This is a genomic window from Photobacterium piscicola, from assembly GCF_046058925.1.
Lineage (GTDB): Bacteria > Pseudomonadota > Gammaproteobacteria > Enterobacterales > Vibrionaceae > Photobacterium > Photobacterium piscicola.
The window spans coordinates 1,768,024-1,784,326 of record NZ_CP175534.1 but is presented as its reverse complement, the minus strand read 5'-3'; the positions used below and the strand labels follow the sequence as shown (position 1 = coordinate 1,784,326).

Genomic DNA, 16,303 nt, shown 5'->3' with positions numbered 1-16,303 from the left:
TATATAAAAACACATATAAATTAACTAACAACCATACGGATTGTTTAATTATCCATCTGATTTAGCTAAATTATATATCTCGATTTTGTTATTAAATGAATTATCACAACCATATGCATAAAAACCCATAATAATTGTGGTGATAATAATCATATTAACCTGTAAAAACTATCATCTTTTGCAGTTTATTATTGCTTTTAATCAATAAAAAGCCATTATCTTTAAAGGCGATATTAAAAAATTTAATAACAGAATTTTTTGCCTATCTATATCGCAACACGGAATTCAGAGTGGTTATTTAATGAGCAGAAATATTCTTGTCGTTGGCGCTTCAGGTTATATTGGCAGTCATCTTGTGCCGCAACTATTAAAGTTAGGCCATCACGTAACAGCAACAGGACGGAACCTCAAGCTCTTAGAGAAACGTGGCTGGGGAAATATTGATAATCTAACATTGGTTGAATTAGATTTAGATATTGACCAAGACTTAACGGATCTATTTGCAGATATCGATACCGTTTATTTTCTGGTTCATGGTATGAATCATGGTCATGATTTTATTGAATTTGAACTCGATTGTGCTAAACATTTTAGTCAGTATCTTGCCCTCAGTAACGTTAAGCATCTTATCTATCTTGGCGCCTTACAATCACCTACCAGCCAATCGAAACATTTAATGGCACGCAAAGAAACCGGTAATATTCTTCGTGATAGTGGAAAATGTGTTACTGAATTACGGGCGGGTATTATTATTGGGCCAGGATCAGCCGCATTTGAAGTCATGCAAGACTTTGTTTATCACCTACCCATAATGTTAACTCCGCGTTGGGTCACTTCACGTAACTCTCCTATTGCCCTACGCAACTTACTCTATTATCTCACTCAGCTTATTGATTGCCCTCAAGACAAAAATCTAATCTTAGATGTCGCGGGGCCCGAACAAATGACCTACCAAGATCAAATGGTTCGCTTAAGCAAAGTTCATGGCAAAACAATCCGAGTTATTCCATTAAAATGGTTAAGCCCTCAAATGGCGACCTATTGGCTTCGTTTTATAACGTCGGTTCCAACTAATATTGCCCGCGCACTTATTGGAGGACTAAGTTGCGATCTTCCCGCTGACGGCAGTGAACTTCAACGTCGAATACCTCAACATTTGATCAGTTATGAAGAAGCCATTCAAGAAACACTGATAATGAATACTGAAGTCGTTAAAAGCGAAATCTGGGGATTTGATCCTGATGCCCTACTACGCTGGCAAACAGGTTATGGCTACTATCCGAAACAAGCAGGTTACACGCTTAAAACAGATGCCAGTTGTGAAGACTTATGGCGCCAAGTACAGCTGGTTGGCGGTGAAGAAGGTTACTTTTATGCCAATGGATTATGGCGAGTACGAGAATGGATGGATGCCATGATTGGTGGTGATGCCCTCAAGCGTTATCGGCGTGATCCTCAACAATTACAATTGGGCGATCAAATTGATTCGTGGAAAGTGATCAGTCTTGAAAAAAATCATTTCCTATCGTTATTATTTGGTATGAAAGCCCCTGGCTTAGGTCGATTAGAGTTTACCATTGAAGATTGTGGTGATCATCGCACTATCGACATTCGTGCGTGGTGGCACCCAAAAGGCTTTATGGGGCTACTTTATTGGTTTGCGATGATGCCAGCTCATTTGTTTATTTTTCGAGGCATGACCCATGCCTTAGTGAAACGCTGTAAAGCAAAAATACAACAAGGCAATATCGAAACAAAATAATACGGCTTATCTAATTATCAACCACATTACTTATCGCTAGTATCAATGTGGTGATGATTAGATAGTCATTAAAATAGAGACATAAAAAAAACCGAAAGCATGACACTTTCGGTTTTTTGTATTACTAACTGAATGTAAAAATCACATCACACACATTAAGCCGCCTTGGCTACTTTAGATGCACATGTCATCTTCCATGCCGCAACAGGACCACTTAATAGTGTTAATCCAATCAGCAATGAAACAGGTACCGCGGTAATAACAATAAAGGATTGTAGTGCATTTAAACCACCATCCCCGGCTAATAACAATACTGCAGCCACGACACCCATAGTAATCGCCCAGAATAAACGGTGCTTACTACTAGGTTCATTATCACCCGAAACGACCATCGCAATCGAGTATGCCATTGAGTCACCTGTTGTGACGACAAAGGTTGTAGTTAGCACTAAAAACGCAGGTAATAGAATATAACTCAGAGGTAAATTAGACAGTGTTGCTAATAATACTGAAGGTAGACCACCATCATTCAATGGTCCTGAAATCATACCTGGGTTATTCAGTTCTAATGAAATACCTGTACCACCAAGCACAGCGAACCAAAAGTTAGTCGCAATCGGTGCACCAACAGCAACACATAAGATTAAACTGCGAATACTACGGCCTTCAGAAATACGGGCAATAAAGATCGCCATCATTGGTGCAAAACCAATGAACCAACCCCAGAAGAACCATGTCCACCATAAATTCCATTCAGGCTTTACGGTCGTCAAACTCATTGAACCCATGTTTTGTAAGTAGCTACCAAACGCAGAACCAAACTCTTTCAATAAGAAAGTTGTTGGCCCTAAGATTAGCATTGCCGCTAACAGTACAAATGCACCGATAACATTAAGGCGTGATAACCACTGTAAACCTTTGTCCATTCCAGAAGCCGCTGAAGCAGAATAAATAGCGACAACAACAGCTAAAATAATCAGCTGTGATTGGGTATTGTTTTCTAAGCCCGTTAATAACTCAAGGCTATAACCTAATTGAGAGGCTAAAAAGCCTATAGGTCCAATAGTACCTGCAGCCACAGCTATAATTGAACATGCGTCAATAACACTGCCTACCCAATGATTTTCTAAACGATGACCAAAAAGCGGAAATAATAAAGCGCGTGGGCGAAGTTTAATGCCATGTTCATGGTGAGCATACATTAAAACAATCGTTGAAAGCGTACCGAGTACAGCCCAAGCAAGAAAACCCCAGTGTAAGAAGGCTTGATCTAATGCTGGTGTTACTGCGGCAAGCGTACCCGCTTCTACACCAGGAAATGATGGAGACGGGGTCATGAAGTGATAAATAGGTTCTGCGGCAGACCAAAAAACGCCGCCACCAGCAAGTAGCGTACACATGATCATTGCTAACCAACGGAAAGTGCCAATGGTTGGTTTAGCAACACTGCCCATCACTTTTTTACCTAATGGACTAATCGCTACAATTAATGCTAGAAAAAAGTTCACCAACATCAACCACTGCCAACTTGAACCGAAGTTATTTGCAGCAGAACTGAATGATGTTTGAATCATTGAGGTAAAAGCAGGCATATCAATTAAAGCAGAAAGAACGAATAAGGTGATAAACCCAATCGTTAGAGCAGGAACGAGTTTATTGTCTAAACCTTTTAGTCCCATAACTATATTTGGAGCTACGTTGTTGCTAATTTGACTTGTATTGCGTCGCATAAATGTCTCACGCTGTGTGTGAGGGAAGACACACTATCAGCATCCAAACCGTAACGCTAGTTAAATTTTCCCTATGATTTTCAAAGGAAAAAGGATTTAAGCCGTCATTTAATAGGATTGTAATTTGAAAACAGAAACTTATAACTTGTTACATAAACCTGCCCATTAAGAAATAAAAATAATCGAAACCATCAAAAAAACTCATTAAGCTTTACTTGCATAAGAACAATAAAATAGTTACTGAACAAACAAATTTCAAATTAATAGATGCAAACTTAGTTATCAATTAATGCTTTTAAACGATGTAATGAGTGTGATATTTCACGCAAATACCCCTATTTCTATGCCCTATAGTAATAAGCACTTTTTTAACGGCAATGGAGAGGTATCTTATGAAATACACATTACTTTACGCTGTGGTCGCGGCAACAGTTTCCCCGTCAATTTTAGCTTGCACAACAATTCTTATCGGTAATCAAGCCACAACTGATAGTAGTTATATTATTGCGAGAAACGCAGACCATAGCCCATTAGTCAATCCACACTGGTTTAATCATCCTCATCAAACGAATAAAACGGGTGAATTTCGCTCTAGTAGCAATGCGTTTACTTACCCTTTACCTGCAACCAATCTTGCTTATAGCAGTTTTTCTAAAGCAAAAACGCATGACACTTCTTTTGGTTCTGCGGGTTTTAATGAGCTTGGAATTGGAATGTCAGCCACGGAAACTATTTATAACAACCCCACTGTCCTTGCCGTTGATCCTTACAATGAAAAAGCCGGTATCAATGAAGATTCGATTGTTAATGTTATTTTACCGCGAGCAAAATCAGCCAAAGAAGGCGTACAACTCTTAGGTGAGATTATTGAAAAACAAGGTGCTGCAGAAGGTTTTGGGGTGGCTTTTGTTGATAAAACGGGGATCTGGTATTTAGAAACAGGCAGCGGTCACCAATGGATGGCAACCAAACTCGATAATAACAATTATTTTGTTTCTGCTAATCAAGGGCGATTACAACATTTTGATCCTGACAACACCGATAAATACCTTTCTAGCCCAACGCTGATCAGTTTTGCTATTGCTCAAGGTGTATATAAGCCTAAACAAGAGGGTAAGTTTAATTTTCATCGCGCCTATTCCATCGATAACAACAACGATCGTCTTTATAATTATCCACGCGTACACGCCTTACAACATATGTACAGTAACGGCATTAAAACAACCTTAGCCGATCCACAGGCTTTTCCTGTCTTTGCTGAGCCTGCACATAAATTATCGGTCGAGGATGTTAAACAAGGACTACGAAATCATTATCAAGGTACCTCACATGATCCCTATGCTAACGTTAATCCTAAAGAAACTTATCGTCCTATCTCAGTATTTAGAACCTATCAATCCCATATTCTTCAAATTAACCCAGCATTACCTCAGGCCATCGGCGAAGTGGCTTACATTGGCTGGGGCATGACCGATCTCACCCCTTATATCGCATTTTATCAAGGTGCAAAAATTCCGGCTATTTACAAAACAGGCGTTGGCACCATCGCTGATAATATGTCAGCTTATTGGCAATTACGTAAGGTACAGACCCTTGCAATGACAGACTATAATCAGTTTGCACCAATGGTGAAAAAAGCCTATGCCGAATTTGAAAAGAAACAAACTGCACTCATGGCACAAACACAAAAAGATTATTTAGCAATCTATAAAACTGAGCCTCAAAAAGCACAAACACTGTTAAATAATTTTGAATTAACCGTCACTAATCAAGCAATGGCAACAGCCAATAATCTTCAAAATAGAATTATTACCAAGATGACATCAGATACCAATGCCATTTACCCATTCAAGGGGGCTTAATTAACACTGTTTAATATTTATAATTGAACAATAAATATAATAGAACAGTAAACATCGCTGATTACGATTACCACCGATATTAAAAAGGCAGCCTATTTAGACTGCCTTTTCAATATTACACACCACAGGTTAATCAATAATTAAGTCATACTGCGTACAGTGATGATTAACAATATGTGTAATGGTTTGACGCGGAATTTTTTGCCATGAACCAGAATGATCTAATGGCTCAGAAGCAATAATAGTTTTTTTGTTTGAACACTGGATAAACACTGGTGGTGGTTGATGGTCAGAACTATAACGCACCACCCAAAATTGCTCACCATCAGAGATACAAAGCGACGTTTTTAGCGGCCCCGTTATCGACTTATCTTCCATTGCTTGTTCAATTTCATATAAAGTCTGATTAATCGCGGCAATAGGATCAATGCGAAGCCCATTTTTAATCATCATTAAGAAAATTAATTCGCTATCCGTCGTGCCAACTCGTTTTAAAAATAATTCTTCCGTTAATTGACGCACTAACGTGAATTTTACCTGATCAAAGCCACTGATCTGACCATTATGCAAAAACATCCAATTATCGAGCACAAACGGATGACAATTAACTCGAGATACTTGGGATCCTGTTGAATGGCGAATATGTGCCATAAAACGATGTGAACTAATATGATGCGCTAGTGAGCGTAAATTCTCATCACCCCATGCGGGTAAAATATCATGATAATAGCCCGGCAATGCACGATGAGAATACCAACCTAAACCAAAGCCGTCGCCATTCGCACGAACAGTGCGCTTTTTATTCGATTCGACACTTTGCTGAATTAATGAATGCTCTGGCTGATAAATCAATTCATCCAAATAGATACTGTCACCATGATAGGCTAACCATCGGGACATAACGTATTCCTTACTCAAAACAATACAGACTAAACAAGTTACTTAATTTACCACGCACAACCACTGATCACTATGCTTATATCGTTTATCACAACCCACTTATTTCAATACACATATTCATCATAATAGTCATTAATTATCGTTGCTTCATGTATTGCTTTGGCGGTCGCCCTAAGGTTTTTTTAAAAAACAAAATAAATGCGCTCACTGATTCATAACCTAAATCTTCCGCTACCCGTTGTACCGACTCCCCCATCGAGAGCTTTTGTAATGCCACTACAATATGTAACTGCCCACGCCAGCGACCAAAAGTGAGGCCGATTTCTTGTTTAACCAAGCGTGCTAATGTTCGTTCACTCATTGCAAATTGTGCCGCCCACTCACCCACGGTTTTTCTATCACCAGGATTTGTGAGTAAACGTTGCGCAATTTGGTATAACCGAGCTTCAGATGGAATAGGAAAATCAAACTGCTCGGTTGGCATTACTATCAATTCATCAACCAACACATCAACTAAACGTGCTACTGCGCCTTCTTTAGCATAATTTTGCTGCTCTTGTGCTAAACGAATAATTAATTCACGCAATAATGGGGTAACAGACAGTGTGCACGCTTTATTTGGCATTCCAATAATATCTTGATCAACAAACAGCATACACACATCAGCATCCATCGAAATTTGATTGCTATGCGGTACTTGACTCGGAATCCAAACAGCGCAATGTGCTGGCACCATCCACACTGCATCGTCAATATAACATTTAGCAAACCCAGTTAACGGCATCACTAATTGCCCTTTATGATGATGGTGGAATGGCGCTTCCTCTTCTTTTTCAATACCTGCAACCCGTAATGCTAGTACCTTTTGTGAGTATAGATCGGTATCAAACCCCATAACATTGGTTTTAACATTCATAATATGACCGTTTTAGGCTATAAAATGTCAATACAACCAAATAAAGAAATGAATGTAAAGTCTATTATGACCTCCATATTTTTATAGGAGGCAGATATGTCACACTCCATTCGTAAAGTCGCGCACCCCGTGTTAATGATTATCAGCATTTTATTAATTGCCAGTAACCTTCGCGCCCCGATTACCGGTTTAGGTCCTATTCTAGAGTTTATCTCGCATGATCTTCACTTATCCCCCACACAAGGAGGCATGTTAACAACACTACCTTTGCTTGCCTTTGCGCTTTTTTCACCTATATCTTCTGGGCTAGCAAGAAAAATAGGCCTTGAATCTTCGTTGATGATCGCCCTGACACTGATTTCATTAGGGATTATCATTCGTTCATCAGGCTCAATAGCAACACTTTTTTTAGGGACTTGTATTATTGGGATAGGTATTGCTATTGGTAATGTTTTATTACCCAGTTTGCTTAAAAGAGACTTTCCAACTCAAGTACCAACATTAACAGCCATCTATGTACTTGTTATGGGGATTGGCTCAACCATCAGTTCTAGTACTGCTATTCCGCTGTTGAACTTAGCAGAAAAACTCCACATTACAGCAATACCATCGTGGGCATTTTCATTAGCTAGCGTTATTATCTTTCCCGTAGTCTCTATCTTGATGTGGTTGCCACAATTAAGTACTCATACTCGACCATCAGTCGATACGGCAGATATAGATAGCCATAGTTATTTATGGCGTTCAGCTGCTGCGTGGCAAGTGACAATATTTCTCGGCCTTAACTCATTTATTATGTATATATTTATCAGTTGGTTACCAAGCATATTAGTTGATAATGGCTATACAGAGAATCAAGCGGGTTATATTCACGGTATTCTTCAATTATCAACAGCAATGCCGGCACTGATCCTTATTCCACTAATGGCAAAAATAAAAGATAAACGCACAATGAGTGTCATAATCGCAATATTGTCATTCTCTAGTATTCTAGGACTGTTATTGATGCCTGAACACGCTATTGTGTGGGTGATTTGTATTGGTTTTAGTTGTGGTGGAGGCTTTATTCTTGGTCTGTCTTTTGTTGGTATTCGTACTCACGATGCACATCAAGCCGCAGCATTATCAGGCATGGCACAATGTATGGGTTATCTATTAGCGGCCAGTGGTCCTCTCATTTTTGGTTCGTTACACGAAATGACAGCCAGTTGGTCATTGCCCTTATTAATGACCACAAGTGTTTGTGTGATATGGGCTTTATTGGCATTGTATGCAGGTCGACCCCAAATTATTATACGCACACAAACAGGCAACGATATTATTATCGATAATACCCACCCCCGACATCAGTCTTAATCGAGCCTACATTATTTAATGACTGCCTTATAACAAAAAAGGTCACTCAAAAGTGACCTTTAATAAACCATAATAACGGTTAACCCAATTGCTGCTCAATCTGATCCGCTTTAATAAACTTATCATGCGTTGCTAATTGAGCTTGATAGCGTTGAATATTAGGATAATTCACAATCATGCCGTTATTTTGCAGTATTTCAGCAATAAACGACATCATGATATCTGCTCCGGTGAGCCGTTCTTCAACTAAATACGTTTTGCCTTCAAGGCTCTGCTCAAAATAACTGATAACTTTTTCAGCTTCTACGTCTGCATAGCCTTCTAAGAAATTAGTTTTAGCACCATCTTTAGCAACAAACATCTTTAATAATAACGGTAAAATAGCTGAACTTTCAGCAAAATGAAGCCATTGTAAATATTCAATATAAGCTGGTGTTCCCACTTTAGGTGCTAAATTAGGATTATAAGTCTGAATTAAATATTCAGTAATAGCGCCAGATTCAGCAATCACCGCCCCATTGTCTTCAATAACTGGTGATTTTCCCAACGGATGAATATTTTTCAATTCTGGTGGTGCTAAAAACGTGACGGCGTCACGTAAATAAGGCTTAACTTCATATGCTAAGTCAAGTTCTTCTAATAACCAAATAATGCGCTTTGAACGTGATTTATTTAAGTGATGAAGTGTGATCATATTCTATTCACCTTATTATTGAGCTTGATTGGTTTGAATAACCAATTTGCCAAAATTCTTACCGTCTAATAAACCAATAAACGCTTGAGGAGCATTTTCTAGCCCTTGCACTAAATCTTCACGATAATGGATTTTGCCTTCCGCTAACCATTGGCTCATATCTGTGGCAAATTCATCATAACGATCTGCATAATCATCAAAGATAATAAAACCTTGCATCTTGATACGCTTAATCAATAGCGTGCCCATTAGCATCGACATGCGATCAGGCCCTTGCGGCAATTCAGTGGCATTATATTGAGAAATCAAACCACATAATGGAATACGAGCGCCCGTATTAAGTAGCGGTAATACTGCATCAAAGACTTTACCACCGACATTTTCATAATAAATATCAATGCCTTTATCACAAGCAGCTGCTAATTGTACTGCGAAATCATCAGCTTTGTGATCAATACAATCATCAAAACCTAGCACGTCTTTGGCATAGCGACATTTTTCTTCGCCACCTGCGACACCCACAACGCGACAACCTTTAATTTTACCAATCTGGCCCACCATTGAACCCACGGCACCTGTTGCAGCCGCCACAACAATCGTATCGCCAGGCTTAGGTTGACCAATATCAAGCAAACCCATATAAGCGGTAAAACCCGGCATTCCCATCACACCCAACGCATAGGATGGATGTGTTGGCTGCATGCCTAATTTAATTAATCCGTCACCATTTGAAACAGCATAATCTTGCCAACCTGAATAAGATAACACCCACTCACCTTGTGCAAAATCAGCATGATTAGACTGCTCAATTTGACATACCGTACCACCAACCATAACCTCACCTACCGCAACAGGATCAGCATAGGATTTAGCATCACTCATACGACCACGCATATAAGGGTCTAATGATAAATACACACTACGCAATAAAATCTCCCCTGCCGCTATCGTAGGAATAACGGTTTGTTCTAGACGAAAATTATCAGCTGTTGGAGCACCAACAGGGCGAGATGCTAATACGATTTTGCGGTTTAGGTTTGTCATTGAGCTATCCTTTTCTTTTTATTAAATATTAGACCAGTCGTCTAGTTTTAGGTTTTAAAAAATCCCATCATAAAATAATGGGATAATTAATAAGCAACCGCCATTAAACGACTAGCTGTAGCTGCGTTTTAGTCGTGATTAGCGCTTGCTGTAATACTGTGACATCTTGGCTAAGTTTATAAAACAAACTCGCACCCAGCCATAATTGATATAAGGTTTGAGCCGTTAATTGACTGTCTGCTACCGTAATTGAGCCGTCTTTAATACCATCATCAATGCATAATGCAATCAAGTTTACAATGCTATAAGCTCCTTTTTTTAAGGCCTCACGCATTGGTTCAGACAAATCAGAAACTTCAGCACTGAGCTTAACCACCACACATTTATTGACGTTACAGGTGCCATTATCAATAATTAACCAACGTGAAAAATAATCAGTTACGCGATCAAAACCAGTTCCAGTGCCTTGCTCTAAAATTGCGCTAACGTGTTCTAAATACTGCTCAAAATAGTGTTGAATTAACGCCTCACCAAATTGCTCTTTTGACTTAAAATAATGATAAAAAGAACCTTTTGGTACCGCTGCTGTTTTTAAAATTTCAGACAGGCCAACATTCGTGAATCCCTTGGTGACCACAAGTTGGTAACCAATATCTAAAATATGCTGACGTGTATCGTTTGTTTTTGTTTTCATGTGATAACTATAAACGCGACTAGACCAGTCGTCTAGTCCTATGGCCTAATTATTTTAAATAGTACAGTTGCCACTGGTAATGAATAACTTGTTTCTATCTTATTTATATCGACGGATATTAATAGACATACAGCGCTGAACACGTATGATCATCAACAATTAGCAAAACACCTGTATTACACTGTCAATTGGAATATCGTTTTGATTAGAGAAAATGTCTTTACCCCTTTTGCAACTTGGAGCAAACCTTTAGTTTCTGAAGTTGCAGAAGCAATTAACCTATTAAAAGATAATGGGTATGATGCCAAGCAACTTACTTTAGCAACAGGTCTACAAGAAAAAAACATCTGTAATTGGACTGCTAAATATAAAAAAGAGCCACTAGATGTTTCTTCAATTCCTTACCCTTGCTGGTGTTTTATTGCCGCACTGATTGGCCGACCTAACATCGCAACCAATGGTAAAGTGATTGAAGTTGACGAAATCAAACGTGTATTACGCTTATTTAAGCCTTCTGCATTTGGCAGTCAAAATACGTTTGTTTGCCCGACTAGTGATCAGTTCGCAAAATTGATCGACAGCGGTTTATTTGCAGAAATGACCACTGAAAATATCGCGGCATTATTTAACTGGAAACCAGAGAACGTCACTGAAAGTTTAGGTGCAGGTAAATTACCTTACTTAAACTGGTGCCTAATCATGATGATGTTTGGCATTAACATTCAAAAAATGGCATTAAAAGACTTGGACAATGAAATTACTATTAACCAGTAATTCTCCTCGTTAGTCGCTTAAACATACGCCTTGTGATTGGTCTTTACCCACAAGGCGTTGTTTATTTATTAATATCTGAACCAGTAATAACTTGATTCATCGTAATACCTGATTAAAATAGTCGATTATTCTCGCAGTCAGGATCTCACAGCATATGCCAACGACAACTCACCATTTGGCGTTAAAACCTACCACCTTATTTACGCTCTATTGCATTATCTTCCTTGGCTCTGCGGGCTTTTTTATTACAATCCCAGCGTATGTGAGTTTATTTTTAACTGATCACTCACTTGCTATCGCACAAAATATGCCAATCGAACAACGTCGTACTTTATTTGGTACGGTAATGTCAGCCGCTCCTTTTATCTCCATGTTTTTTACCCCACTCATTGCGCGTTTTGCTGACCGCTTTAGCCGTAAAGTAACCATGGTCTTATGTTTGATCATTGCTGCGATTGGTTTTGCGATGCCTATCTATGCCATTGTGATCGGATCTATTGCATTATTATTTGCAGGTAACATGATCAATAGCCTTGGCTCTGCTAGCCAGCCGATTGCACAAGCGATTCTTGCTGATAATAGCCGTGGCAAAACCAAAGCGACATTAATGAGTATGGTCGCGATCGTAATGACAGCGGCGATGTCATTTGGCCCAGCATTAGGCAGTAAATTGTCAGCAACCTATGGCACTCAAGCACCATTTTACGCTTGTCTTATTATTGCTATCTTTTGTTTAATACTACTAAATCTTATTCGGTTACCGCCGCAAATCGCCTTACACAACGAAAATCCACTCTCTTTTGTTGCCCCATTAAAACGTAGCCAATCGGGCTTATTGGCTTGTTTAGCGATCGTTTTTATTTGCCAATTTAGTTGGAGTTTATACTTTCAAAATATCGCGTTTATTTTCCCTCAGAAATGGGGCATTAGTGTAGAAAGCAGCTTCTACCAATATTTTATGATGGCTATCGGTGTAGTCATGATCTGTTCGCTATTACTGCTTCCTCGACTCATTCTAGCGCGTATTAACGTACTCTCAGCATTGCGGATCACGACCCTATTTGCTGCGATTGGTATGATTTTATTAGCAATAACGCCTACACCTAATACACATATTGCTGCGATGATATTTACCGCCGTTATGGTGGCGATTGCATTTCCATTTTACATTACGGCGTTATCAGACAGAGCCAGTGAAGCAGATCAAGGCTGGGTTATGGCAATGTCGAGTGCAATGGTAGGCCTTGCGTGGACATTAAGCGGCTATTTAACCAGTGTATTTGTCAATATTGATTTAATTCTACCGACAGCGATTGCCGCCATCGGTTATGTGATTGCGATGATTATCGTCCCTAAAAAGGCAGCAACGCTCATTACGGCGGCTAATTAAGATGATGAATAGGACAACATACATGACACCATTAACCAGTGCACTTCAAGCTCATCAGTTTCATGCGGTGATCCCAGAGCCACTTCAATTTGGGCGTGGACTCATTGTTGATCTTTCCCCTGCCAGTGCGCTTTGGCAAAGTGTTAGCACCAATCACAGTTTTGCTGATGAAATAGCCCGTCAGTCAACAGCAATGAACGCACAAATAGTGATTGGTCGTTATGCAGAACAACGGCTAATTTATCAAGATAAAGAAAATTTTAGTGACAGTAAAAATCGTACCGTTCATATGGGAATCGATTTGGGTGTCCCCTCTTTAACACCTGTCTTTGCACCGCTTGATGGCAAAATCCATAGTATTGCTAATCATCAAAATGAAGGTGATTACGGTCCCACTATTATTTTACGCCACCAGCTTGAGGGAATAACCTTTTTTACTTTATATGGTCATCTTCACCAAGCCGCACATACACAATTGCAGGTTGGCGATCTTATAAATGCAGGTCAACAATTTACGGCAATCGGCACCACAGCAGAAAATGGCGGTTGGGCTCCGCATCTTCATTTACAGATCATTGAGAATATGGGATCTAACACTGATGATTATATTGGCGTTGTTGATCCCATTGAATTAGATTTTTACCGCAATAACTGCCCTAACCCTAATTTGATTCTTAAACGATCCGATCTTGATTAAAAATTAACGGCTAAAGCTTAAATCGCATATTGATAAATACATGATATGCGATTTAAATTTTATGCTTAATATACCAACAATAATCTCGGCATTATTTTCTAACGCTATCAAGCCAGCTATACACCGTTTCTAAGGTTTCATACGATGGTAAACGATTATTGCGCGCTTGAATTTGATCAACTGTATAAATATCACTCGCCCGTCCATTAGCTAAATAGTGTCGCTTTAACCCTATGGTGACGCGTTCTGGCATATGCATTTTATACACTAAATACTCACCCTTAATAATCCGATGATGGTAAATAGCGACATAGTGATTTTGTTCTATACCTTCAAGCTCAAGCTGCTGATAATTTCGAATCGGTACAATATTACTATTGCCATCATAAGGAATCTCATACTCCTTGTCGCAACTTGGATCTGGTATAACTTTTGCTGTTTTTTGAGCAATTAACCATCGATCATGTAATTTTTTCAATTCATCATACGATGTTACAGCATGAATACGTCGCACTGAATCAACATCAAGCACACGATAACCTAACTGAAACACATCCGATAATATCTGATTAATTCGCAGTCGTTCTCGCGGTGACGCTTTAATTAAATAAAAGCCTAATTTTGTGCCCGTTAATGTTGGCCATTGTAAATACACTTGCAACGTTAAAGTCGTGATTGCTGAATAATGCCGAAACAGTTTAAATGTCATCATTTCAGGATCGAGCAAACGATGGATCACAATCACCACAGAACGAGTGGAAAAATCACTTTGAATACGATCAATAAAACGCAACGCTGAACGGCACGATGCTAAGCCTAAATGAGCTAATATCTTACGTTGGCCTAGTTCACATAAAGCTAATACTTGTTCATGATCTAATGGATAACGTTCACACATCAGATAAAGTAATATTGGACGTTGGGCTAATAAATGGCGAGCTTTATCACTCATTGCCGCCATCTTGAGCATGTACACCCCCAAATCAGCATAAGCGCGGGCTTTATCAACCAATCCTGCGGGAATACTTTCAATCCACGCTTTACCACCAGCCAGTGATTCAATATGTTCGATATAAAACGAACAACTGCCTTCTAATAACTCACGGTGTCCATCACGATAAGCACGATACATAATCAAACCATCTCGCCAATCATAGAACTCCAATACAAATGGAAAGAAAGTTAATGTCTCATCAAACGATAAGATCAAAGGTGTAGAAATATGAGTAGACTGGTGTTCAGTACAACAAACAGGCATAGATGTCCCTATTAATCTGTTATCCCTCTCACAGTGACAATAATTATTATCTTAATACTATCTGTATTACTGCGGTAATTAATAAGTCTATCATGACTTATTAATATCAATATTCAACTTAAAAAATATCAAGATGAGAGCTTTGCGTAGAATAGATATTCTACAATATTACAGGTTATTTAAATGTTTATTTGGCGTTAAATCTTCGCAAAAAACGAGTCAATAATAACAAATATTCATCTTACCGCGATGACAATTAAAATATATCACCTCTAAGAATTACGATTTAGATTCAAGCATAAAATTCAGTGGCGTGAATCCTGTTTTTTGACGAAAGAAACTAATAAAAGCACTATCATTCGCAAAACCTAAACGGTATGAAATATCAGTAATACGCTGATGTTGCGATAATAATTCAATTGCGGTTAACAATCGCCATTGTTGACGCCAACTCTGATATGGCATTGCTGTTTCTTTATTAAAAATGCGGGTAATGGTTTTCTGGCTCGCCCCCACTAACAGACTAAGATCAGCTAACGTCGGCGCAATAAAATCGGGTTCATTAATCTCTTCAAGCCACTTAGATAATCTAACATCATCAGGTAACGGCAGATTCAAATGACTTTCAGTGGCAGAATTAAGCTCTTCTATCAATAAATTAACTGAGTTTAATTGCTCATTATTGGGTTTATCAAACGGCCACATTGACATTCTTTCAAGCAGTATCGCCATCAATGGATTAATATCAATAATCTTCATTTCACGACTTAGTTGTGACTGTAAAGCTAGATCAAAATACAACGAGCGATACTGAGTTACATTGGTCATCTGCGCATTATGCAACATCCCAGCAGGGATCCAAGCTGCGCGCATAGGAGGCAATACACACTTAACCCCTTCAAGAGTGATTACCATACAACCATGGTGTGAGAATAATAGTTGATCTTTGTCATGCCGATGCTCGCCAGAATTATGATCACCAACATTCGCCGCCAGACCGACAACTAAACCATCAAAGTCATTGGGACAAAATTGTTGACCTTCTTCAATATATGCCATTACTGACGTCACCTGTCCTTAATTTAATATATATAGTCTTTATATTAATATAAGTTCAAAAATGAGCACCTTATAATAATTACCATATTGAAACAATACGTATATTCAAGATAGCAATCCTACGCATTAATAAAAAGAATCGTTTTAGCTTATATTTTTAGAACGAC

General features: G+C 38.8%; 14 protein-coding genes. 6 read left to right on the top strand and 8 right to left on the bottom strand.

The annotated features are described in order from the left end of the window. Window positions 1-301 precede the first annotated feature (301 nt). Window positions 302-1,762, top strand: coding sequence for an SDR family oxidoreductase (locus ACJZU6_RS08520; RefSeq protein ID WP_408900078.1), 1,461 nt, complete (start codon window positions 302-304; stop codon window positions 1,760-1,762). Between the two features lie 155 nt (window positions 1,763-1,917). Here the strand turns inward: ACJZU6_RS08520 and ACJZU6_RS08515 are convergent, their stop codons facing one another. Next, entirely contained in the window at window positions 1,918-3,492 is a 1,575-nt protein-coding gene (locus ACJZU6_RS08515; protein ID WP_080157591.1) for a BCCT family transporter, read from the bottom strand. Window positions 3,493-3,884: 392 nt separating this feature from the next. Between ACJZU6_RS08515 and ACJZU6_RS08510 the strand changes: the two genes are divergently transcribed. Further along, on the top strand, window positions 3,885-5,354 hold the full coding sequence (locus ACJZU6_RS08510; protein ID WP_408900077.1) for a C69 family dipeptidase: 1,470 nt from the start codon (window positions 3,885-3,887) through the stop codon (window positions 5,352-5,354). A gap of 129 nt (window positions 5,355-5,483) precedes the next feature. Here ACJZU6_RS08510 and ACJZU6_RS08505 read toward each other — a convergent pair whose 3' ends face one another. Both ACJZU6_RS08505 and ACJZU6_RS08500 read right to left on the bottom strand, forming a co-directional pair. Next, window positions 5,484-6,254, bottom strand: coding sequence for a class II glutamine amidotransferase (locus tag ACJZU6_RS08505; protein ID WP_080157593.1), 771 nt, complete (start codon window positions 6,252-6,254; stop codon window positions 5,484-5,486). A gap of 136 nt (window positions 6,255-6,390) precedes the next feature. Further along, window positions 6,391-7,170, bottom strand: coding sequence for an AraC family transcriptional regulator (locus tag ACJZU6_RS08500; protein ID WP_408900076.1), 780 nt, complete (start codon window positions 7,168-7,170; stop codon window positions 6,391-6,393). A gap of 96 nt (window positions 7,171-7,266) precedes the next feature. Here ACJZU6_RS08500 and ACJZU6_RS08495 point away from each other — a divergent pair, with 96 nt between their 5' ends. Continuing rightward, the gene (locus ACJZU6_RS08495; RefSeq protein WP_408900075.1) at window positions 7,267-8,526 is read left to right on the top strand and encodes a CynX/NimT family MFS transporter; all 1,260 of its coding nucleotides are present in this window, start codon (window positions 7,267-7,269) and stop codon (window positions 8,524-8,526) included. Window positions 8,527-8,605: 79 nt separating this feature from the next. On the opposite strand, the gene ACJZU6_RS08490 is transcribed toward ACJZU6_RS08495, so the two are convergent. From ACJZU6_RS08490 to ACJZU6_RS08480, 3 genes are all read right to left on the bottom strand, one after another. Next, complete coding sequence (locus tag ACJZU6_RS08490; protein ID WP_107276344.1) at window positions 8,606-9,220, bottom strand: glutathione S-transferase family protein; 615 nt, start codon at window positions 9,218-9,220, stop codon at window positions 8,606-8,608. A 15-nt stretch (window positions 9,221-9,235) separates the two neighbouring features. Beyond that, entirely contained in the window at window positions 9,236-10,264 is a 1,029-nt protein-coding gene (locus ACJZU6_RS08485) for an NADP-dependent oxidoreductase (protein ID WP_080157597.1), read from the bottom strand. 103 nt (window positions 10,265-10,367) lie between these two features. After that, window positions 10,368-10,958, bottom strand: a complete 591-nt coding sequence (locus ACJZU6_RS08480; protein ID WP_080157598.1) for a TetR/AcrR family transcriptional regulator — start codon at window positions 10,956-10,958, stop codon at window positions 10,368-10,370. Between the two features lie 201 nt (window positions 10,959-11,159). On the opposite strand from ACJZU6_RS08480, the gene ACJZU6_RS08475 reads away from it, so the two are divergent. The 3 genes from ACJZU6_RS08475 to ACJZU6_RS08465 all read left to right on the top strand — a co-directional run bounded on the left by ACJZU6_RS08475 (window position 11,160) and on the right by ACJZU6_RS08465 (window position 13,819). After that, the gene (locus ACJZU6_RS08475) at window positions 11,160-11,732 is read left to right on the top strand and encodes a hypothetical protein (protein ID WP_080157599.1); all 573 of its coding nucleotides are present in this window, start codon (window positions 11,160-11,162) and stop codon (window positions 11,730-11,732) included. A 154-nt stretch (window positions 11,733-11,886) separates the two neighbouring features. Beyond that, complete coding sequence (locus ACJZU6_RS08470) at window positions 11,887-13,122, top strand: MFS transporter (protein ID WP_408900074.1); 1,236 nt, start codon at window positions 11,887-11,889, stop codon at window positions 13,120-13,122. Window positions 13,123-13,144: 22 nt separating this feature from the next. Next, a complete protein-coding gene (locus tag ACJZU6_RS08465; RefSeq protein ID WP_297481663.1) occupies window positions 13,145-13,819 on the top strand; it encodes a peptidoglycan DD-metalloendopeptidase family protein in 675 nt (224 codons plus the stop codon). Between the two features lie 91 nt (window positions 13,820-13,910). Here the strand turns inward: ACJZU6_RS08465 and ACJZU6_RS08460 are convergent, their stop codons facing one another. Together ACJZU6_RS08460 and ACJZU6_RS08455 are read right to left on the bottom strand one after the other, a co-directional pair. Beyond that, window positions 13,911-15,077 (bottom strand): PcfJ domain-containing protein, encoded by a 1,167-nt coding sequence (locus ACJZU6_RS08460; protein ID WP_080157602.1) that lies wholly within the window; start codon window positions 15,075-15,077, stop codon window positions 13,911-13,913. Between the two features lie 279 nt (window positions 15,078-15,356). Beyond that, window positions 15,357-16,136, bottom strand: coding sequence for an AraC family transcriptional regulator (locus ACJZU6_RS08455; RefSeq protein ID WP_408900073.1), 780 nt, complete (start codon window positions 16,134-16,136; stop codon window positions 15,357-15,359). Between the last annotated feature and the right edge of the window lie 167 nt (window positions 16,137-16,303).